The organism is Bradyrhizobium sp. USDA 4502 (genome assembly GCF_054063355.1).
This window is the reverse complement of record NZ_JBSSGF010000001.1, coordinates 4642941-4665041: the sequence shown is the minus strand read 5'-3', so window position 1 is coordinate 4665041 and position 22101 is coordinate 4642941. Positions and strand designations below refer to the sequence as shown.

Annotated in this window: 16 protein-coding genes and 1 pseudogene; 10 read left to right on the top strand and 7 right to left on the bottom strand. The window is 59.1% G+C overall.

The genetic code is table 11. From position 1 onward, the window contains the following. Positions 1–237: 237 nt before the first annotated feature. Positions 238–1497 (top strand): serine hydrolase domain-containing protein, encoded by a 1260-nt coding sequence (locus tag ACVW1B_RS21700; RefSeq protein ID WP_456822229.1) that lies wholly within the window; start codon positions 238–240, stop codon positions 1495–1497. Between the two features lie 99 nt (positions 1498–1596). Here the strand turns inward: ACVW1B_RS21700 and ACVW1B_RS21695 are convergent, their stop codons facing one another. Both ACVW1B_RS21695 and ACVW1B_RS21690 read right to left on the bottom strand, forming a co-directional pair. Next, positions 1597–3114, bottom strand: coding sequence for a caspase family protein (locus ACVW1B_RS21695; RefSeq protein ID WP_456822228.1), 1518 nt, complete (start codon positions 3112–3114; stop codon positions 1597–1599). Positions 3115–3197: 83 nt separating this feature from the next. Next, a complete protein-coding gene (locus ACVW1B_RS21690; protein ID WP_456822227.1) occupies positions 3198–5453 on the bottom strand; it encodes a caspase family protein in 2256 nt (751 codons plus the stop codon). A gap of 290 nt (positions 5454–5743) precedes the next feature. On the opposite strand from ACVW1B_RS21690, the gene ACVW1B_RS21685 reads away from it, so the two are divergent. From ACVW1B_RS21685 to ACVW1B_RS21670, 4 genes are all read left to right on the top strand, one after another. After that, entirely contained in the window at positions 5744–6382 is a 639-nt protein-coding gene (locus tag ACVW1B_RS21685) for an OmpA family protein (RefSeq protein WP_253623551.1), read from the top strand. A 240-nt stretch (positions 6383–6622) separates the two neighbouring features. Next, a complete protein-coding gene (locus ACVW1B_RS21680; protein ID WP_456822226.1) occupies positions 6623–7717 on the top strand; it encodes an autotransporter outer membrane beta-barrel domain-containing protein in 1095 nt (364 codons plus the stop codon). Positions 7718–7889: 172 nt separating this feature from the next. Then, on the top strand, positions 7890–8444 hold the full coding sequence (locus ACVW1B_RS21675; protein WP_456822225.1) for a hypothetical protein: 555 nt from the start codon (positions 7890–7892) through the stop codon (positions 8442–8444). A 271-nt stretch (positions 8445–8715) separates the two neighbouring features. After that, positions 8716–9216, top strand: a complete 501-nt coding sequence (locus ACVW1B_RS21670) for a hypothetical protein (protein WP_456822224.1) — start codon at positions 8716–8718, stop codon at positions 9214–9216. A 330-nt stretch (positions 9217–9546) separates the two neighbouring features. Here the strand turns inward: ACVW1B_RS21670 and ACVW1B_RS21665 are convergent. After that, a pseudogene (locus ACVW1B_RS21665) lies at positions 9547–9747 on the bottom strand (tripartite tricarboxylate transporter substrate-binding protein); the annotation flags it as partial. A 205-nt stretch (positions 9748–9952) separates the two neighbouring features. On the opposite strand from ACVW1B_RS21665, the gene ACVW1B_RS21660 reads away from it, so the two are divergent. From ACVW1B_RS21660 to ACVW1B_RS21650, 3 genes are all read left to right on the top strand, one after another. Continuing rightward, positions 9953–11023 (top strand): extracellular solute-binding protein, encoded by a 1071-nt coding sequence (locus ACVW1B_RS21660; protein WP_456822223.1) that lies wholly within the window; start codon positions 9953–9955, stop codon positions 11021–11023. A 125-nt stretch (positions 11024–11148) separates the two neighbouring features. After that, a complete protein-coding gene (locus tag ACVW1B_RS21655; protein WP_456822222.1) occupies positions 11149–13248 on the top strand; it encodes a molybdopterin oxidoreductase family protein in 2100 nt (699 codons plus the stop codon). A gap of 80 nt (positions 13249–13328) precedes the next feature. Beyond that, entirely contained in the window at positions 13329–14108 is a 780-nt protein-coding gene (locus ACVW1B_RS21650) for an enoyl-CoA hydratase/isomerase family protein (RefSeq protein ID WP_456822221.1), read from the top strand. A gap of 58 nt (positions 14109–14166) precedes the next feature. On the opposite strand, the gene ACVW1B_RS21645 is transcribed toward ACVW1B_RS21650, so the two are convergent. After that, positions 14167–15441 (bottom strand): hypothetical protein, encoded by a 1275-nt coding sequence (locus ACVW1B_RS21645; protein WP_456822220.1) that lies wholly within the window; start codon positions 15439–15441, stop codon positions 14167–14169. Here ACVW1B_RS21645 and ACVW1B_RS21640 point away from each other — a divergent pair. Both ACVW1B_RS21640 and ACVW1B_RS21635 read left to right on the top strand, forming a co-directional pair. Next, entirely contained in the window at positions 15424–16623 is a 1200-nt protein-coding gene (locus ACVW1B_RS21640; RefSeq protein ID WP_456822219.1) for a YadA-like family protein, read from the top strand. The two genes, ACVW1B_RS21645 and ACVW1B_RS21640, sit on opposite strands and share 18 nt — an antisense overlap. Positions 16624–16682: 59 nt before the next feature. Beyond that, the gene (locus ACVW1B_RS21635) at positions 16683–17420 is read left to right on the top strand and encodes an invasion associated locus B family protein (protein ID WP_456822218.1); all 738 of its coding nucleotides are present in this window, start codon (positions 16683–16685) and stop codon (positions 17418–17420) included. A gap of 69 nt (positions 17421–17489) precedes the next feature. Here the strand turns inward: ACVW1B_RS21635 and ACVW1B_RS21630 are convergent, their stop codons facing one another. The 3 genes from ACVW1B_RS21630 to ACVW1B_RS21620 form a co-directional block, all read right to left on the bottom strand. After that, the gene (locus ACVW1B_RS21630; protein WP_456822217.1) at positions 17490–18383 is read right to left on the bottom strand and encodes a 3'-5' exonuclease; all 894 of its coding nucleotides are present in this window, start codon (positions 18381–18383) and stop codon (positions 17490–17492) included. A gap of 233 nt (positions 18384–18616) precedes the next feature. Next, entirely contained in the window at positions 18617–19045 is a 429-nt protein-coding gene (locus tag ACVW1B_RS21625) for a GlcG/HbpS family heme-binding protein (RefSeq protein ID WP_076833912.1), read from the bottom strand. Beyond that, positions 19038–22016 (bottom strand): FAD-binding and (Fe-S)-binding domain-containing protein, encoded by a 2979-nt coding sequence (locus tag ACVW1B_RS21620; RefSeq protein WP_456822216.1) that lies wholly within the window; start codon positions 22014–22016, stop codon positions 19038–19040. The genes ACVW1B_RS21625 and ACVW1B_RS21620 overlap by 8 nt, the downstream gene beginning before the upstream one ends. Positions 22017–22101: the final 85 nt, after the last annotated feature.

Below are 22101 nucleotides of genomic sequence, written 5' to 3'. Positions count from 1 at the left end.
TGCGTCGCGGCCAGACGTCACTAACACAAGAGGATATCTGAGGCGGCCATTAAGGGAAGTGGATCGGTACCTCGCTTAGGTCCGCCGCTCGTGGGTGAAGCGGACTTGGCCATCCAATTCCGAAGCCGACGTTTTTGACCAAGCTGACTTGCCGAGTCGCCTGAGTTCTTGCCCGGATTAGCAGATCAGGCATAGTTCCCCTAGTTAATGCAGTCGGTTGCTGACGTGGGAGAAAAAATGAAGACAATCGCGCTTGTCTTGCTCGCTAGCATGACCGCAGCTCTCGGTGGTGAAGCAACGGCGGAAGCACGAGGCCCGAATTTCCGACCTGATGGCCAAGACGCCGATGCCTACGGCAGAAGGGATGGATACCCGGCTTGCTCCAATTACGACTATGCCACCAAACAGCGTTGTCGTGTCGGGGCATTCAGCCATTTTGATACGCTCTTCCCCACACGCACTATTGCCGCCCCAAAGGTGCCGAGTCGCTTGATGCGCGCGCCCGCTGAACCGATTATTCGCTACAGTTACTTAGGGCAAACTTTAACGCTCGACGACTATCTCGAGCACCATCCAATCACCGGCTTTCTAATCGCGAAGGGCGACACTATTCTTTTGGAGCGATATCAGTACGCACGGACAGACAAGCATCGTATGACGTCGTTCTCAATGGCCAAGACGATCACGGCAATGCTGGTCGGAATTGCGGTAAAGGATGGGGTTATTCGATCTATCTACGACACGGCTGAGACTTACGTACCGGAGCTGAAGGGATCTGAATACGGACGCACCCCGATCAAGGCACTGTTGCAGATGTCGTCTGGAGTCGCCTGGAAAGAGGAAACAACCAATCTGACCGACCCAAAGAGCGACAGCGCTATTCTCTCTCGCTCCACCGTGGGACAGGGGCCTGGAGGAGTTATTGCTGGGCTGAAGCACTTCAATACGCGCGAGGCTCCTCCGAATGTACGGTGGAACTATTCTTCAGCAGAGACAGCAGTTTTGGGCCTCGTAGTTGCCGGTGCAACTGGCCGTAGCCTATCCGACTACGCAAGGGAGAAGCTGTGGGTGCCCTTGGGCGCAGAGGCCGACGCCAAGTGGTCGTTGGATGCGACGGGCCGCGAGGTTGCGTATGCCTACTTCAACGCGACGCTTCGGGATTGGGCGCGCCTCGGCTTGATGCTTGCTCATGACGGTAAATGGAACGATAAAGCCATTGTCCCCGAAAAATGGCTGCTCACGGGGACCACCATCGCACCGACCGATACCCATCTGAGTTTCTCCAATTCTTATTGGGCCGGGTACGGCTACCAAATGTGGCTTATCCCCGGAAATAACCGCATGTTCGCGTTTCAGGGTTTTCGCGGCCAATTCGTGATGATCGATCCGGAAAACAAACTGGTGCTTGTGCAGACCGGTGCGAGGTTCGCCAATGACTATGCCGCTGATAGGGAATTGATCGCAATTTTTCAGGCAGCGTCTGCACAGCTCCGCTAATGCCGATAGAGCCGCGACATCTGGCATCATAAGTGCGGTGCCATGGTGAGGTCGCGACGCGATGCGCGCAACTGATCTTTCCATTCGTCAATTGTGAGATTACCTTGCTTTTGATTTCCCCAATCGAACGAGCAACTCCTTGCCTGAAGGGCTTGCAGCAAGCGATGACTTCTCGAGCCAACGCCGCGCCTCGACTACATCCTTGCGCCCACCGATGCCATCGGCGAGGCATCTGGCCAAATTCAACATCGCGGCGCTATCACCCAGGTCCGCAGCTCTCTCATAGAGGCCACGTGCTTGAACAGCATCCCGCGCTGTCCCTAGGCCCTTTTCCGTGAGCTCGCCCATCAGATTGACTGCCCGTGGATTACCGAGATCGGCTGCACGCCGGTAGTAGCTGTAAGCCGTTCCCAAGTTCCTAGTGACGCTGATGCCTTGTTCGTATTGAATTCCCAGGCTCACAATGGCCGGAGAAAAGTTCATTTCGGCTACGGTCTCATAGTAGAAGCGCGCACGAGCAGGATCCTTATCGACGCCATCACCGTTCTCATACATTCCGCCGACAGCGTAGAGTGCTTGCAGATCACCGAGTTCAAATGCCCTCATATAACTTGCGAGGGCTGACGAGTAGTTCTTGGCGGCAAAGAATGCTCGTCCGAGTTCATAATGGAAGCGGGCAATTTGGGGGAATTGCTGGGCTGCTTCCGAGCAAGCAATTACCGCTTCGCCAGCTCTGATGTTTTCGACCTTGACCCCGTAGACAGAAGGGTCTCTTCCCGCATCCTCAGGCGACGCCGCAAGCAAGTCGCAGGCATGAACTTTTGGCGGATCAGACTTCAGGTCCTGGAGATTGCGTTGCGATACCGAGTTCAAAAAAATTCTCGCGCTTGAAAGTTGGCCATACGTATAGGGTGTTTGCTTTTGAGCTGTGGCCTTTCTCACTTCATCGCGAACGTTACGGAAAAAAAAGCTGACCTCAAGATTCGGCTGAAAAAGGTACCTCATTGTCGCTGCTGCGAATGGACTATTGCGTCCATTTCCCTCTTCTACCGTCTTGCCCGGCTCGGCAGAAAAAAAGAGTGTAACGCCTCGTGCCGCCGCTCTAGAGTCTGTGGAAAGCTCCAGCTTGTCTTCGTATTGTTGTAGCGTTGTCTCGAGAGAATTTTCACGCCTCCCATCCAAAATGACTAATCCGAGGGATCGCGCCCCAGCAACGGCATTCATCGCCGCACGGAGTGCAATTGGATCTTTTGCCGAAAGCTTTTGTTCCACGAAACCCGCGTCTACAGGTACGAGGTAGGTTTCGCCTCTCGCGGTGGTAGCATACCCGGCGTAGTAGATAATTGAAATGTCTGCCTTCGCGGACTTGTCCGCGAAATCACGCAGGACCAATCGCAAATCGTCGCTGCCAATGTCCCTCCGAAATACGACCTCGTAGCCGAGGGTAGTCAGGACACCCGCTATGTCCTTCGCATCATTAGCCGGAGTCCTCAGTCGTTCGAACTGCCTATAGTCCGAATTTCCAACGACAAGTGCGACTCGAACCTCGGAAGCTTCCACAAAGGAACTAGACTGGAGAAGGATAGCGATCAGTATTGGGAGCAGAACAATACGCATTCCGAGTTCGGAACAGTTAAATCGAAGGACGCTCCAATTGACTATGATTGAACCAAGCCAACGGACTTGCCGCATTGGATGTCTCACCTCGATGACGAGATGACCGAGTGCGCACGTTGGCGATGTGTCTTGGTCCATTCGGCGAGAGTCATGAAGTCCAGTCCAAGCATCGCATAGTCGACCTGTAGATAACCATCGGGCGCACGGCCAACGGCCGCCGGGATGCGTTTGGCCACGTCCTGCGCTATCACTCCTACGTAGTAGGTATTGTCCCCGAGATATTTGTAGCGATAGAGCCGCAAACCCCGTCGCACAACGTTCAGTTGGACGACATCACGCTTCAGTCGTATATCCGAGGGAATCCTGATGTTGCCTGCCGCCCTTGCTGCCGCCTGCGCCGCCGCGTCTGCTGCGGCCTTGCTCGCAGCGCTTGATGCCGCTCTGCTTGCAGCGCTCGATGCTGCTCTGGTTGCTGCACCCGATGCAGCGGACGATGCGGCATGGGCTGCTGCGGTCGAAGCCGCAGTAGATGCAGCACGGGCTGCCGCTGCTGATGCAGCAGCTGCAGCAGCCCTACCGGCGGCCGCGGAGACCGCGGCGCCGACAGCATTGCTTACGGAGGTGCTGACGGTATTGCTAATGACGTTGGAGACGACGTTTCCGACGTTCTCTTGTACGCGTGAGGCTACGCGACGATATTCTTTGTTGCGAGCCTTTTCCAGTTCTGAGCGGGTAAATCTAGAAACGAGCAGCCCTCGCTTACGAGCGTTCTCGACGGCTTGGGTCATACAACCCTTCGGATTTCCTTTTGCCCTGCACAGCTGGAATTTGAGCTGAACATAATCAGGGTATTTTTGAGTTGCCTTAGCGCAAGCTGCGGGGTGGCCGCCGAAGCATTGATTTACGTCTTCATCCTGAGCTGTCTTGATCATCAAGTCTGTGGGGTTGATTGACGACAACGACAGATCGCTGCCAGGCGATAGCCGATGGGACTTCAGGCTGGGATATGCTTGGGAGAAACGAGAAACCAATCGTTGATCGCGAGATGGCTTAAGCACCTCCCATGCCTTCTCTACCACCTCTGGGTTCTTCCCGTTTAAGTCGACCGACGCCGAGGCCGTTTGATACTTTGACGCGGGCGGTCGAGGCAGTTCTACCGCTGCAACCTTTTTTGATGAGGCTGCAGCCTCCAGCGATGCCAACGTCGCGCGCGCTTGGTCTACACGCGTACCGTAAGGATATAGATCAAGATAGGCACGATAAGCTGATATCGATTTTTGTCGCTCGACAATCGCCCAAGCCAAATTCTCTGCGCTTTCCAGCTGAGCAACACGTTCGCGAACCTCCTCAGCATGAGGACTGGTCGGAAACTGGTCTGAGAAGCGACGCAGCGTAGCTATATCATTTGTCGCGCGAACAAATTGCCATGCTAGTGCTTCTGCCTCGGGCCCAAGGTCGACGGTCGGTGTACTTGGCGCATCTCCCTGCTTGAAGTAGATTTCCTCTTTCGACAGCGTCCCGTATACTGCTGGCTCCTGGTATTTTGTTTCTTGGACGACATCGTCGTGCACGAGACGAAAGAGGTAGTTGATTTCAAGTCCAGGCGCTTCTACGTGCCGCAAAAGAGAACCCGAGTACGGGCTGTTTCGGCCTCTCCCGTCACGGGCGATCGTGCCCGCTGCCGCTGCGTATGCGACTAACACATTGTCGGATACTTCAACCGGAGCCAGGCCCCCCGGGGCCTCAGCTGCCGAGGTTTTGCGCGCGAATTTAGTCGAACTATCAGCCAACAGCCTTTTTGACTTCGAGCCAGACATGCTTTTTGAAGGAGGAGCCTTGCCTGACGCAAAAGGATTGTTCCGGCAGGCATCAAGGATCACTAAACCAATGGTCTTGGGCATGACGGATATGTCGATTAAGGTTTCGAGATTGATCGCCTCCGCATAAACGTCGATCTCCGACTTCACCTCGGCATCGACCGGAATTAGCCAGTTCTTCCCGTCGATCTCGACTCCATGGCCCGCGAAGAAAATCACAGCCTGATCGGCGGTGCGCGCGACATTAGCGAAGTCAACAAGCGCTCGTCTGAACCCGTCGAAGTCAAGATCGTTCAGATTTTTGACTGAAAAGCCAAGCCTTGTCAGCGAAGCCGTCATATCGGAAGCGTCGTTCACGGGGTTGGGCAACGGATTTACTTTGCGGTATTGGCTGTTGCCAATAACGAGTGCGACCCTTTCCTGGGCTGAAGCTTGGGTCACAAGCAAAGCCGTAAAAAGCACTAAGCCGAAGGTCGCCGTCCTGACATGCCAGCTTTTGCGATTGCCCCTGGCGTCTTGCATTACCAGCTCCCACAAACCCAGAGCCTCATTGATAAAATCCGAGTCTGATCGAAATAAATTACACTACGATCAAGTATGACGCACCAGAAACGAGGCGGACCCAAATGCTCAGACCAGACGTCCAGACCTCATCGAGCGTGTTTGGCTTGCGCTTGTTGTCAAACTTTGTAGTCGTTGACATTGATGCACGAAAGACCCATCATTTTCAACAATAGGGCTGGCGAGGATAAAGTAATCCCTCTTAGATCTAGTTATTGCATAGAAAAAGTACTGCGATTTAGGGTCTGACCATGTCAAACCTGCAGACACCAAATAGATTTCGGTCACTCTACTGGCTTCAGATCGCAAGCATTGCTCTGGCATCGAGTGCTGTTTCAGCGGCGGATCGCGTGACTGAGGATCAGATCATTCAGGCTTTGACGGCCAAAAAAGAGTTGGCTCGAAGTATAACGACGAACCCGCGCGTTGATCCTTCAGTTCAAGCTAGCTTCGTTGAGAGAATTCGTGGCCTAGAGCGCGTGCTTACGCCCGATGAGCGCGAACAGGTCGCGGTGATTACCGAGGACAAGCCTCAAATCGATTTGGAAATTACCTTCGACTACAACTCTGCAGAGATTAACTCCAAGGCTTTACCCTCGGTTCAGACGCTCGGCCGCGCGCTTGGGAGTCCTGATCTGAAGGGCGCGACGTTTGTGGTTGCAGGACATACTGATGCGGCTGGGCTTGAAGCTTACAACCAGGATCTGTCCCAGCGCAGAGCGGACTCGATCAAGCGCTACCTTATTCAGAACTTCGGAGTTCCCGGGGAAGACTTAGTCACAGTCGGATACGGCAAGACTAAACTTAAGGATCCCGGCCACCCCTTCGCCGAAGTCAACAGAAGGGTTCAGGTCTCCAACATTTCCAGTGCGAATAACTCGACGAAATAAGTCGGGCCCGTATTTTTACGGTGAGTGCCAGGAGTGCGAACGCTCTGCTCAACCTGTAAGCGAGCGGCATAGCGCCGAAATGCCGCAATGGTGGAGGGGGCTGTTGCGGATTTGCATCTGTGGGAATAAACCGGCAGTTGCAGGCTGAAATCCAGCAGACATATCGGCGAGTCACGATACAATTCTTTCATTGTATCGTTATTTCGGGGGCCGGTTGCTTCCGCCGTCATGGGGCTTGCGATGGCATTTAGCAATTTGAAATTTGGTGCGTGCGGCATTCTGCTCGGATCGGTATTCGCATCCCTCACTGGGATGCCTGCGAAAGCGGATCAGATATCCGACAGAATCGTTCAGAATACAGTTCAGAATATCTTGGAAAACGTCCGAGATCAGATCCAAGGCAGGCGTTTAGCTGCGCCAATTTCGCCGGGCAGGCTCCAGTTTACGGGCGACAACGACGAACGTTTATCAGCGGCCAACGATCCATTTGCAGCCCTCGCCTATGCGAAAGCGCCCGTCTACACTAAGGCGCCGCCGGTTATTGCGGCGCCTGCGCCGACCTATCTCTACGGCCTAAATCTTATTGGGTCGGGCGACTCTAGTCGCGCAGCGGGGATCACTGTGAGTTCGTTTGGCGTAACCGGCGCTGCTGATATCACGAAGATCGGCATCTTTTCGGCTTATGACGCGCTCACCTTTATTTTTACGGGAACTGGTGTTTGGTCTAATGCGCCCGGCATTGATACGAACACCGGCGTCGGCGCGGGTACAATCGCTTACATCAACGGAGGCTTCTCTGCGGACTTTACGTTGAGCGGCTCGTGGAGTTCGACTTCGGGCCCGCTTATCGCTCCCGTTCCTGGAGTCGCCGTCGCGGTTGGCGGTGATAGTACCGGCTTGAGCTATGCGCCGAACGTGCAATACAAATTCGACCTCGGGAACGGCTGGTACATTGAACCAACGGTTGGCGTAACATATTCACAGACCTTCACGGCCAATTTCGATACCCAGACCGGTGATAGCACCGAAGTCCACGGCGGAGCGCGCTTCGGCACCGAAACAACCTGGAATGGCGTTCGAGTCCAACCCTCTCTTAAGCTTGAGGCATTTTCGATGGTGTCACAAAGTGGGATCGGCGCCGTTCTGAATACTGCCGGGACCGCCTTTATCCCATCGGCGTCGCTATTTGCTACAGGGCAGGTCGGCGGAAGAGCTTCCGGCAAATTGAATATGCTCTGGACACCAACGTTTTCGAGCTTCGTAGAAGCGCACGGGACCGATATTTCAGGATTCTCGTCGTATGGTGCTCTAGGCGGCTTCCGTTGGACCTTCTGACTGCGGAACGTGGGGTCGCGCTTAGTTGCGCGACCCGACGTAGTTCAAGGATTTGTCGGCGTCCCGGCAGCGTGACCCGATGCCTGAGGCGAAGCTGCGCACGCAGCCTCCAGCTAGGCCGCGATTGCTGTCAAATAACCTAACAACTTGGGTGGTCCCGGCAGTCTGACCGATGGCGGGTTATCTTGGAAAAATCGAACTCACCCAGGACGAGCGTGCTCTATTAGAGCAAATTGATTTCGATCTTTCATCTCACGAAGACCAAAATTTGCTCACTAACGCCAAGCCCGTTGGCGCACTCATGGATTCGCTGATTAAGCGCGATGGGTTACCATACCATCGCATTAGTTGGTTTATTGATCCGGCCTATCATCGGAAGGGAGCTAAACATTCGAGGCAAGGCATGTTTGAGCGCAATGGCATAGTAGGTCGGAATATCTTCTACCACCCAAGTTTTCTGGAGCATTTGCACTACTTCATCTATGGGGCCAATCTTCCGACCGCCGTAATCGACCGGTTCTCATTTTTTGTAAGCCAGAATCAGCCAGTCAGTCGGAGGAACGTCCGCGATGTAGCAAACTTTGCAGACGACCTCGCCAGCAAGTTCAAGATCGATTTCTACGAGGCGGCTGACGAATTCTTTAAACTCGCGCTTGACTGCGGCGTGCACCTTGATTGGGCGCAATACATCCATGACCATGTCAGTAAAAATGAGCGAACACGATAGTTCATAAACATTTCAATAACATGCCTTCTTAGCTGATGGATAGCCGCCAGCCGGTCGTTCGCATGTCGCATCGGAAACACTGCGGACATTGGTCTGCGCAGGCTGCAACTCGGCTGTGACAATGATCGGATAGCGCATGCGCATCCCTGTCTACCGGCAATAATTGTTACAGCCCCTTTGCCTCTCCTGCGGAGCAATTCAAACATGGCTCCTCGTCAGCGGCGAGGTCGATGAGACGATCGCGTGTCGCAAGTCTTCCTTCGGACTTGACATGGCTCACCATGTCCGCAAACCTATCTACGATTTTGCCTTACCTTTTTCTCTACTTTTAACTGAGACTTCGCTCATGCCGATCTTATTTAAAGATGCGGCTCTCAGGCCGCAGTATTCGAAACTGCATCACTTTAATCCAAAACTGTGCGGGATATTACACAGGCTGCAGGACATGGTGCAAAGCAGGTACCATAAGGACATCGTGATTACGCAAATCGAAAGAGGGCAGGATGAGAACGACCGCATCTACAAAAACGACAAGACCAACAAGCACAGAAAGACGGCGCACGGTGTTTGGGCCGCTGTTGACATAAGGAGCAGCATTTTTAGCAACACTGAAATTTCCGAAGTGATTGCTTTCTTAAACAGCTACAACGACACGAATAGCAATCCGATCAAGGGTGGCAATACTGCTCTACATCACGCGGTGGAAGGCGGAGTGAAGCACATTCACATCCAATACGCACCACGATTGAAGCATAAATCTGCCGGGGTTTAGAAGGTTGTTCGGTTACTAGATCGGTTGGATCATTTCGATGATGAAGCCATTTATTCAACTTCGCAAAGGCGACTCGGTCAGAAACAAGAAACTCTTAACTGACGCGATCACCAAATTTTGGCGCTTTGGATCTGAATGTTCTTCGCTTGGCGGGGGGCTAATGCCCGCCACGGTTCTGTTGATTACCGAAATCTCCACCAGGATGGGCGATCAATGGGTGAAACTTGAAATACCAGGGCGGTCTCCCAAAGCTATGCTCAAGGTTGCAGGCGAAGAACTCCCAAACAACTTCGATTTAGCCTGAGGAGATATCGCGCGACGGCCAGTTTCTGCCTTTGCGATCTCGAGCGTGCCGATCACGCCGCCGGCGCCGGTGCGGTTTTCCACCACGAAGGGCTGGCCGAAGCTTTCCTGCAAGATGCCGTCGATTTGTCGCGCGACGCCGTCGGCCGAACCGCCGGGACCAAAGGGAACGATGATCCTGACCGGCCGCGCAGGATAGTCTTCGGCGTCGGCATATGAGCCTGACATGGACACGATCAGCAACGCCGCGACAAACACCAAGGCGTATCGCAGGCTCGCCATTGACTGAATCCCCCAACTTTAGTCTTGTTTCTTGATCAGAAGTCTAGCTGCAACCTGAAGCTTCTGTCGACGACAGACTCCGTTTTCGCGCATCGGAATAAGAGCGGGAGGACGGTGTGCTCAAACTTCGCCATCGCGTGCGGGGAATCATATGAGGAAACATCCTGGGCTATCGCGCCGCGACATGCTGAAGGGCTCGGGCGCGGTGCTGGCTGGGGCCGCCCTTTCAACGCGCGTGATGGCCGCCGCGCCGCCTGCGGAACCGGTGACGCCGACGTTGATCGAAGCGGCGAAGAAAGAGGGGCAGGTCGTCTACTACACGTCGACCGATCTGCCGGTTGCCGAGAAGCTGGCAAGGGCATTTGAAGCGAAGTATCCCGATATCACCGTGCGCGTCGAACGCACCGGCGCGGAGCGCGTGTTCCAGCGGGTCGGCCAGGAATATTCCAGCAACATTCATGCCGTCGACGTCGTCAATTCCTCCGACGCCGCGCATTTCATCGTGTGGAAGCGCGACGGCATTCTCGCGCCCTATGTTCCGGAAGAGGTCGCAAAATACTACCCCGAGGAGCATCGCGACGCGGACGGGCAATTCGCAAGCTTCCGGGTCTGGCTTTCGATCATTGCCTACAACACCAATCTCGTGAAGGCCGAGGAGGCGCCGAAGAGCTTTGCCGATCTGCTCGATCCGAAATGGAAGGGCAAAATCGTGAAGGCGCATCCCGGCTATAGCGGCACCATCATGACCGCGACCTACCAGATGCAGCGCGATCTCGGCTGGAGCTTTTTCGAGAAGCTCGCCAAGCAGAACATCATGCAGGTGCAGTCCTCGACCGATCCACCCAAGAAGCTCGATCTCGGCGAGCGTGCTGTGATGGCCGACGGCAACGAATACAACATCTTCCAGATGAAGGAGGCCGGCCGCCCGGTCGAGCCGGTCTATGCCACCGAGGGGTCGCCGATTATTGTCGGCCCGAACGGGATCTTCAAGGACTGTCCGCATCCGAATGCCGCCAGGCTGTTCCAGTCCTTCGCGCTCGGGCGTGAGGGGCAGCAGCTCAATGTCGAGATCGGCGGCCTCAGATCCGTCCACGCGCAGGCCAAGGAGAAGGCTGGACGCAGACCGCTAAAGGACATCAAGACGATGAAGGACGATCCGGTGGCGGTGGAACGGGAAGGGGAATCGATCAAATCGCACTACACCCGCATCTTCCGAGTCTGATGGGACTGCTCAGACCAATAACTGCCCGTCCGGGCGCCTGCCGCATGGCACGTGCCCGGATTTCGCGCTGGCTGGGTCAATAATGCCCCTCGGCGCGGGGGATATTTGATGTTACCAATTTGGCCATGAACCAGCATGCCAAGGTCGATATCCGCCATTCAACCTGTCCGCACGACTGCCCGTCGGCATGTGCGCTCGACGTCGAGGTGATCGAGGGACGCTCGATCGGCCGCGTCAGGGGCTCCAAACAGCAGACCTACACCGCCGGCGTGGTCTGCGCCAAGGTCGCGCGTTATGCCGAGCGGATTCATCATGCCGAGCGGCTGATGTATCCGCTGCGCCGGACCGGGCCGAAGGGCTCCGGCCAGTTCGCGCGGATCTCCTGGGATGAGGCGCTGGACGAGATCGCGGCGCGGTTCGATGCGGCCGAGCGGGAATTCGGCGCCGAGTCGGTCTGGCCCTATTACTACGCCGGCACCATGGGGCTCGTGATGCGCGACGGCCTCAACCGGCTGTCGCATGTGAAGAAGTATTCGCGCTTCTACGGCACTATCTGCGCAACCATCGCGCGTATCGGCTTTGCGGCCGGGACCGGCAAGATCGCCGGTGTCGATCCCCGCGAGATGGGCGTCTCGGACCTCGTCGTGATCTGGGGCACCAATCCGGTGAACACCCAGGTCAATGTAATGACGCATGCATCGCGCGCGCGGAAGGAGCGCGGCGCGAAGATCGCGGCGGTCGACGTCTACAACAACGAGACCATGAAGCAGGCCGACATCAAGATCCTGCTGCGGCCGGGCACCGATGGCGCGTTTGCCTGCGCCGTGATGCACGTGCTGTTCCGCGAGGGATTTGCCGATCGCGAATATCTCGCGCGCTATACCGATTGCCCCGACGAGCTGGAAGCGCATCTCAAGACCCGCACGCCGGAATGGGCCTCAGTGATCTCGGGCGTGCCAGTCGAGGAGATCGAGGCGTTCGCGCGGCTGGTCGGACAGACCAAGCGCTCGTTCTTCCGTCTTGGCTACGGCTTCACCCGCAGCCGCAACGGTGCCGCCCAGATGCACGCTGCCTCGTGCATCCCCGCGGTCACCGGCGCCTGGCAATATGAGGGCGGCGGCGCGTTCTTCAATAACGCCGCAATCTGGCGTTTCGACGAGTCGATCATCGAAGGCCACGACGCGATCGATCCCTCGACGCGGGTGCTCGATCAGTCCAAGATCGGCCGCATCCTGACCGGCGATGCCGAGGCGCTCCGCGGCGGCGGGCCGGTCAAGGCGATGCTGATCCAGAACACCAATCCGATGACGGTCGCGCCCGAGCAGGCGCTGGTGCGCCAGGGCTTTGCTCGCGAGGATCTGTTCGTCGCGGTGCACGAGCAGTTCATGACCGAGACGGCGCAGATGGCCGATATCGTGCTGCCGGCGACGATGTTCATGGAGCACGACGACCTCTATTACGGCGGCGGTCATCAGCACATCTCGGTCGGCCCGAAGCTGATCGATCCGCCCGGCGAGTGCCGTTCCAATCACGAGGTGATGCAGGGGCTCGGCCGCCGGCTCAACGCCGTGCATCCCGGCTTCGACATGACGCCGCGCCAGCTGATCGATGCGACGCTGAAGAAGAGCGGGCACGGCACGATCGAGGCCCTGGAGGCCGACATTTGGCGCGACCTGCAACCTGATTTCCGCACGTCGCATTATCTCGACGGCTTTGCCCATGCCGACAAGAAGTTCCACTTCAAGGTGGATTGGGGCAAGGTGCCCGTCGGCACCGGCGGGCTAATGGGGGCGTGGGACAAGATGCCCTCGCTGCCCGACCACTGGACCATCATCGAGGAGGCGGACGCACAGCATCCGTTCCGGCTCGCGACGTCACCCTCGCGCAGCTTCCTGAACACCAGCTTCAACGAAACGCCGTCGTCGCAGGCCCGCGAGGGCGCGCCGACCGTGATGATTCATCCCGACGATGCGGCAACGCTCTTGATCGCCGATGGCGACGCGGTGACGCTCGGCAACATGCGCGGCGAGACCACATTGACCGCAAAACTGTTCGATGGCGTTCGCCGCGGCGTGCTGATCGCCGAGTCGATCCATCCGAACAAGTCCCATATCGGCGGGCGCGGCATCAACATGCTGACTGGGGCGGAGGCCGTCGCGCCGCTCGGCGGCGCCGCGTTCCACGACAACAAGGTCTGGATCCGGAAGGTATCGATGGCCGCATAAATCCTGCTTGCAGTCGGCGCCGATCCCGCCGCAAATGTCGGCTGACAACGGCACATTGGCCAAGAAAACAGGCAGGAAACATGACCGACAACAGCGTTCTTCTCGAAAAGCGCGGGCAGGCGTTCTGGATCACCATCAACCGCCCGGACAAGCGCAACGCGCTCAATGCCGGCGTGATCGCCGGCATTGCGAAGGGCTATCGCGAGGCGCATGACGACAAGGACGTGCGCGTCATCGTGCTGACGGGCGCGGGCGACAAGGCGTTCTGCGCCGGTGCCGATCTGCAGAACAGCGGCGCGGCGTTCTCGATGGATTTCTCGCGCCCCAATGTCGACTACGCCGATCTGCTGCGGCAGTCGCAGAATGCGACCAAGCCCGCGATCGCGCGGGTCGGCGGCGTCTGCATGGCCGGCGGCATGGGACTGTTGTGTATGACCGACATGGCGGTCGCCGCCGATGGCGTGATCTTCGGTCTGCCTGAGGTGAAGGTCGGCGTGTTCCCGATGCAGGTGCTGAGCCTGTTGCAGGCGATCGCCCCCGCGCGCCTCGTCAACGAATGGGCGCTGACCGGCGAGCCGTTCGACGCCGCGACGGCCAAGGCTGCGGGTCTTCTCAACTACGTCGTGCCGGCAGCCGAGCTCGATGCCAAGGTCGATTGGCTGATCGGCCGCATCGTCGACAAGTCGCCGACGGCGATCCGCCGCGGCAAATACGCGATGCGGGCGATCGCCTCGATGTCGTTCGACGAGAGCATCGCCTACACCGAAAGCCAGATCGCGCTACTCGCGATGACCGAGGACGCCAAGGAGGGCCTCAAGGCCTTCGGCGAGAAGCGCAAACCGACTTGGACCGGGCGCTAAGTGGAAACCCAATCCTGGTCTTCCGCCCGGTATCTCGCGCCGGCGTGAATCATGAAAATCAAGCGTGTCGATTGCTCGAAACGATTGAAGAATGAGGAGCGAGCACGCCTTCTGACAGGAGGGGCGTTCTGGCTCGCTCCTCGCGACGTTTCTTGGCGGCCACGATCAGTTGCTTCCGCGTGCGTTTGGCGTAGGTGGGTAGTTGTAGTCTCGAGCGATGGCGGCCGGCAGCACGCAGTTCAGCGTCCGTAAGATCGCTGTCTGCGCCTTCGGTGAAGCCGCCGTGGCGAAAGGACGTAAATGAGAGCTCGTTCCGAAGTCCCGCTGCTATGATTATCTTTTTAACGACATGCCGAAGGTAGCGCAGATCCTTGCGCTCGGTGATCCACGGCAGAGGAGTAGGCGACCTGCGATGAGCATGATCACGGCGAAACGCCAGTCCTGAAGCGACTGAGTCTTTGAGAGCATCAAGCTCCGCCATCAGCTCGGGGAAGAGCAGCACACTGTTCTCATCGACCAAAGGCCACCAGGCTTCTTCGCCATTCTTTGGGTGCATAATCCTCACGCTGTTGGGGCGTTCTTTCGGTCGATAGTGCTCGATTTCGAAGACTCCAAATATATGTTCCTCGCGCTGCAGCCATTCCCAGGTCAGCAATGCAGCGGTTGCGATCGAGTGGTACCCCAGTCTCTTTGCGGCTTGCCTGAAGGCGGCAAGCTCGTCCCAGGTTGCGGTTGGCGTCTCTCGCAGGGCCTGACCAGGGGCACGCGATTTTAAGCCCATCCGCGAGAATGGGTTGATGGCTGGCACTTTCGTTTCCTGGGCGCGCTGACCAACGAACCAGGCGCGCCTGCATGCGGTCATGGCAGCGTTTGCGAAACGCCGACGCTCGCGCTTGACGATGTTTCCATCCGCGTCCTTGTATTGAACGACGAGCAGATTTGCATAAACCGCATCGACAAATGCTTTGGAAAAATCGGCAATCTGTTTCGAGCCCGCGCGGCTACCGTCGTTCAATTCGTGGTTGGCGAATAGCGACAGGCCTTGGTCGTATAAGCGTTGGGTCTTGAAATCGATTTCACGCCATCGGTGGTTGGCTTTGAAAACGCCAACAAGCCAATCAAAAGTGCCAGGCACGGGAGACGCCGGGACCATGTCGGTCAATCCGCCCGAACGCCAGCTGTCGAAGGCAGGCAGCAGAATATTCTTGGTTCTGTTGAGAGCGGTTGCATAGTCTTCTCCCAGTGCTTCAGCTGTGACAGGGCAGCCTTCATTGCGAGCCCACGTTGGTGGCTCGAAGAAATTTCTGCACCGGCAATGGCGCAGGTCCAACACGGCGTGGTAACACCGGCAGTGCAGAAATTTCGGCCGCCCGGCGGCTGCACAGACCAGCTCAGGCAGCAGTGGAAGGCGATGGGCGGCGAACTGGACTGCGCCGAACAGAAGCCGGTGCCGGTGCCGGCCCCACCCGCGACTGCACAATCGATCCCGGCCCCGCAGCCGGTGTCGACGCCGCAGCCGGTGATCCAACCTCCAAGTCCGAAGGACATTGTCACGTCCAATAATGATAATCTCGGCAGATCGACAGCTTCGACCTTCGGAGGAGGGGCCATCTTTGACCCCACGACCGGACAGGTTACTCACTTTTCGACACTCGTGAACGGAATGCCCTCCACCAATGTCGGCGGCGCGCTCGAAGCGATCGAGCAGCAGATTGCCACGATGAGCTCCTCCATGATCAACGACATCGGAAGCGGCGCGGTCGGGCTGGTCCGGCAGAGGGACCCAACAGCGGCCGTGACCATAGCTGCCAAGACGGGTGGCAAGCTCGTCGATCTGACCGGCAGCGACGGCCGTCGGACCTTGACGGGCATCACAAATGGCATTGTCTCAGCGCAATCGTCTGATGCGCTCACGGGGCAGCAGCTGTACCGGTCAGCCGATTCGGTCGCGACCTGGCTTGGCGGGGGCTCGCACGTCAATTCCGACGGAACCGTGTCGCAGCCCTCGTATACGATCCTCGGGAGCACCTATCATGACGTCGCCTCTGCCTTGAATGCTGCGTCTGTGAACAGCATCCGATATGACGTCGCAGCAGACGGTCATCGCCTGAATTCGGTAACTTTGCAGGGCGGCTCTCCCGGCGCTGTAGCACTGCACAATGTGGCCGCGGGTACCGCGGCGAACGATGCGACCAACCTGAAGCAACTGAATGATGGTCTCGCCGCGCTGGGCACTGAAGACCGGATGTATACAGATCGAAAGGTGGCCGCGGTGGACCGGCGCGCGCGAGCGGCTGGTTCGGCAGCGATGGCAGCGGCGGGACTTGCGTTCTCGGATGAGGCCAAAGGCGACCGCTCCGTAGCAATCGCGGTCGGTGCTTTCCGGGACTCAGTCTCATTGGCGGGAGGTCTTGCCTACCGCGCGAGTGATGCGGTGCGCCTCAAGGCAAGTGTGTCCTACACGCCGGACACGGGCGACGTTGGAGCTTCCGGCTCAATCGGCGTCAGATTCTGACCTCCTCGGCGCAGCACCATTGTCGCTCGAATCCGCCGCCATCAATCCGGAAACAAGCCATGCCCAGATCACGCTTGCCTCGTGTTGCTGCTTGGCTCTTGCCATTGGCCTTGGCCGGCTTGTCGGCGGCGATCGCGTCCGACCCTGCACCCCGGCCTTCGAGCCTGACTGGAGCGGCCCCTGCCAGCATTGTATCCGAGCCGACAAAGGCAACTTCGCTTGGATTCGAGTGGGCGAGCGTCTTCGCGCCAGGAAAATCGGCCGCGGCGGGCGACTACACCCGCACGATCAGGCCTTTCCTCGATTGGATCCAGGTTTGCGATGAGGTCCGCAACGCGCGGCGCATCTGTTATCTGGAAACGATCTCGCACGGTGATGCCGCGCGATTGAACTGGCGTATCGCGCTCACCAAGGATGGACGATCAATGGCGCTGATCATGCTGCCACGCGACAGCAGCGTGGAGGTCGGTGTCACGGTCTCCTTTGGCGGCTTCACGCGCGTCGTCAAGCCGCTGATCTGCGACCAGGCGCTATGTGCCGCAACGTTTCCCGCGGACGCCGCTTTGATCTCGTTGCTGGGACGTGAGGACCGCGCCACGATCGTGTTCGAGCGAGTTGGCAAGCCCATCACGATAATGGCGAGCTTGCGGGGCCTTATGTTGGCACTGACGGATCTTTCGCAGGCGGTGGCTGCTGCCACCCCGGCACGCCCTCCAGCGAAGCCCGTTGCGCGCCGGACATCGACCGAAGCCGTCGCTGCCACCCCAGGCGGCGGCCCCTGGAAGGGCATCCGATAACGCTTCGCCTGGTAACTCCCACATGGTCAACGTTCGGGCTGGAACGTTTTATTTGCGCTCGAAAGCGCCCTATGCCCTCGCTGAAAAGCGGTCGAATGCGGTGAGTGTCTGGATCCGCACCTCAACTTCCCTTTGATAGATCGTCCCCTGCAGATATTCGATTTCGGCTGTCTGATTGGGCTCATCGACGTCAATGTACCAGGACCGCGGCCGGCCATCGGCGCCGTCGCTCCAGCGATAGCCGCGGCGCTTGAGCTCGTCCTTGAGCTCGAACGGCGACTGCTCAGCCCAGATCCGGATCGTCTTGCGGCGGGCTCGCTCGAGCAGCACGGAGAGCACGGTGCGATCGAGCTGGGGCAGGGTCATGGCGAGGATTTCGAGCAGCGCCAGGCAATCGTCGACCGCCCGGTGCGCCTCGTGAAACAGCCCGGCTTTCATCAGGAGATAGGACAGGCGCGATCCCTCGAAGCCAAGGCCGCGCCATTCGACCTCGCTCACCGAGCAGGCCCAGGCCTTCTGCGTCAACAGGGGTGCATAGCGCTCCATGAACTTGCGATCGAAGCCGGCATTGTGGGCGATGACCACGACCGCATCGGAGACGAAGGCGTTGATTCGCTCCTCATCGAGGCCGTGGTCCTTGACCATCTCGTCGGTGATACCGGTCAGCGCCGTGATCTCGATGGGAATTGCGATCGACGGCTGATTGAAGCAACTGAAAGTATCGATGACCCGGCCGATCCTTCCGTCGGAAAGATAGGTGAACTTGACCATCCCGAGCTCGATGATCTCGTCTTTGGCCGTATCGAGTCCGGTGGTTTCGACATCGAGCAGGATTGCGATCTTGGTCGATTGCCCGTCGCTTGGAGCAAATTCGGAGCGCGGAACCAGCCGCCGCAGCACCCGGTAATCGGGTGACTGCTCCAGCATGCCGGCGATCTCGGCAAGAGTTGGTTGAACGGTCATATTGGGCCGTGTGAGAACATTGAGCTTGTTTGATAGCTCGCAAGTCTATCCGCCCGGATCGGGCCTCGCATCGCAGCCCCTGTGGATAGGTCATTGGTGCGCGGAGAGTTCCCGGCACCAGGAGGACTTCTCCCGTGGAACCGGATTGACGATCCGGTCGGTCATCGTCCTAAAATTGAAGCTGTACTTGTTTGAACCAAGCGGCGAGAGCGGCGAAGACCAAACAGTTGTTGTCATCCGATGTTGGCCTTCAGGCCGGCAGCTTCGATGCCGGCTACGGCGCAGATCTCGTCATTGTCCGAGGTGTCGCCGCTGACGCCGACGGCGCCGAGCAGGGAAGAACCGTCCATGATCAGCACGCCGCCGGGGACCGGCACCAGCCGGCCCTGCGCCAACGTGTTCACGGAATCGATGAAATAGGCCTGCTCCTGGGCGCGCTGAAACAGCGCCCGCGATCCCATCCCGAGCGCCAGCGCGCCATAGGCCTTGCCATGGGCGATCTCGGCCCGCATCAGGCTGGTGCCGTCCTGTGCCGCCGTCACCTTCACCGCGCCGCGCGCGTCGAGGATGGTGACGACCAGCGGCTTGAACTTCTTCTCGACCCCCTTGGCCAGCGCGGCATCCAGAATCTTGCGGGCAGTTTCGAGAGTGAGCTCAGCCATGGGCCTTTTCCTTTGTCGGCAATGATTGATCGGATTGCGATTTCGCACGTTTCAGGCTCATCGCCAATACGCTGGCGACATGCAGCGGCGTGCGCCCGCTGCCGTCCTTGATCTGGTGCCGACAGGAGGTGCCGTCGGCCACGATCAGGGTGTCCGGATCGGCGCTGCGAACCGTTGGCAGTAGCGACAGCTCGGCCATCTCGATCGAGGCCTGATAGGTGTCTGCGCCGTAGCCGAACGCGCCGGCCATGCCGCAGCAGCTCGACTCGATGGTCTTGACCTCGAGGCCCGGTACCAGGCGCAGCACCTTCTCCACCGGCTTGAACGCGCCGAAGGATTTTTGGTGGCAATGACCGTGCACCGCGGCCTTGCCGGCGACCGCGCCGAGCGGCAAAGCGAGCCGCCCGGCCTCGGCCTCGCGCACCAGAAATTCCTCGAACAGCAGCGCGTGCGCGCTGACGGTCTTGGCGGCCTCATCCGAACGCAGCGACAGCAGCTCGTCGCGCAGGGTCAGCAGGCAGCTTGGCTCGAGACCAATGATCGGCACGCCGCGGGCCGCGAACGGGACATAGGTCGCAACCAGCCGGTCGAGCTCGGCGCGAGCCTGCTCAACCAGTCCGGCCGACAGGAACGTTCGCCCGCAGCACGGCGGCCGCCCGCCGTCCGATGGCCTCGGCAGATGCACGCGATAGCCGCCGGCGACAAGCACCTCGATCGCGGCGTCGAGATTCTCGCGCTCGTAGCCGCGGTTGAACGTGTCGGCGAACAGCACCACTTCGCGGCCGTCGGCTGGACCCAGCACCTCGGCGTCCGGCCGGAAGGTGTCGCGGCGAAACGCCGGCAGCGCGCGCTTGGCGCTGATCCCGGCGAGCCTCTCGAACAGGCTGCGCAACAGTGGGCTGCGGTTGCGCCAGTTCGCGATCGGCGCAAAGCGCGAGGCGAGATCGACGTAGCGCGGCAGATAGCCGACCAGCCGGTCGCGCAGCGTTAGACCATGGGTCGCCGCGCGCGCCGCCAGCACCTCGATCTTCATCTTGGCCATGTCGACGCCGGTCGGGCATTCATGGCGGCACGCCTTGCAGGAAACGCAGAGTTTTAGCGTCTCCATCATCTCGTCGGAGGCGAGCGCGTCCGCACCCAGCTGGCCTGAGATCGCGAGCCGCAACGTATTGGCGCGGCCGCGGGTGACGTCCTTCTCATTGCGCGTGGCACGATACGACGGGCACATCACGCCGCCTTCGAGCTTCCGGCAGGCGCCGTTGTTGTTGCACATCTCGACGGCACCCTGGAAGCCGCCGCCGGCGCCGGGATAGGCCGACCAGTCCAGCACCGTCTTCAATTCGCCGACGCGATAATCCGGCGAAAAACGAAACAGCGAACGGTCGTCCATCCTGGGCGGATCGACGATCTTGCCCGGGTTGAGCGTGTTGGTCGGATCGAAGCGCTGCTTGACCTCGCGGAAATCGGCCACGATGCGCTGCCCGAACATCGCTTCGTGGAATTCCGAGCGCACCAGTCCGTCGCCGTGCTCGCCGGAATGCGAGCCCTTGTATTCGCGCACCATCGCGAAGGCTTCCTCGGCAATGGCGCGCATGGCCTTGACGTCCTTCTCGAGCTTGAGATTGAGCACCGGGCGCACATGCAGGCAGCCTTCGGAGGCATGCGCATACATCGTGCCGCGGGTGCCGTGCCTGGCGAACACGGCATTGAGCCGCTCGGTGTAGTCGGCGAGATGCGGCAGCGGCACCGCGCAATCCTCGACGAACGAGACCGGCTTGCCCTCCTGCTTCATCGACATCATGACGTTGAGGCCGGCGGCGCGGAAATCAGCGATGCCAGTCTGCAGCGCGGGCTCGACGATCTCGACCACGCCGCCCCATTTGCGCTGCGGCTTGTCCCAGCCGAAGCCGAGATCACCCATCAGCTCGCCGAGCTGCCTGAGGCGGGCGAGATTGTCGGCCTGGTCTTCCTCGGCGAACTCGACCACCAGGATGGCGTCCGGATCGCCGCGCACGGCTGCCGAGATGATCGGCTGGAACATCGCGATCTCGCGGCCGAGTGCGATCATGGTGCGGTCGACCAGCTCCACGGCAATGGGTCGCAGCTTGACCAGATGCTGGGCCGCGTCCATCGCCTCGTAGAAGCTGCCGAAATGGCAGACGCCGAGCGCCTTGTTGCGGATCGCAGGCCACAGCTTGAGTTCGACCTGCGTCGTGAAGGCGAGGGTGCCCTCCGAGCCGACCAACAGATGTGCCAGGTTGTTCGGCGCGTTGCGCGGCACCAGCGCGTCGAGGTTATAGCCGCCGACGCGGCGCTGCACCTTGGGGAATTTGTCGGCGATCTCGAGCGCCTCGCGCTCGCCGAGATCGAGCATGTCGCGAAACAGCTTCAGTCCGTTGTCGGACGAATTGACCCGCGTCAGGTCGCGCGGCACCTCGCCGAAATGCAGCAGCGTGCCGTCGGCGAGCGCGGCATCCATCGACAGCGTGTTGTCGCGCATCGTGCCGTAGCGCAGCGAACGGCCGCCGCAGGAATTGTTGCCGGCCATGCCGCCGATCGTGGCGCGCGATGCAGTCGAGACGTCGACCGGAAACCACAGCCCGTGCTTCCTGAGCTGGCGGTTGAGATCGTCGAGCACGATGCCGGGCTCGACCACGCAGGTCCGATGCTCGACGTCGAGCGAGAGGACCCGATTCAGGTGCTTGGACAGGTCGACCACGATGCCGTCATTGACGGTCTGGCCGCATTGCGAGGTGCCGCCGCCGCGCGGGGTGACGATCCGCCCGGCGTCGCGGACGATCGCAAGCGCCCGCAATGCCTCGTCGACGGTTCGCGGCACCACCACGCCGGCCGGCATGATCTGGTAGAACGAGGCGTCGGTCGCGTAGCGGCCGCGGTTGAAGGCGTCGAAAAAGACGTCGCCGGCCAGTTCGGACCGCAGGCGCTGTTCGAGCGAGGAGGCGTTCTTCATCCCAGATCCGATGTGATCCATGACGACCACGTTGATTGCTCATGGATTATGCATTCTCTCGACGTGAGAATTACATTATGAATTC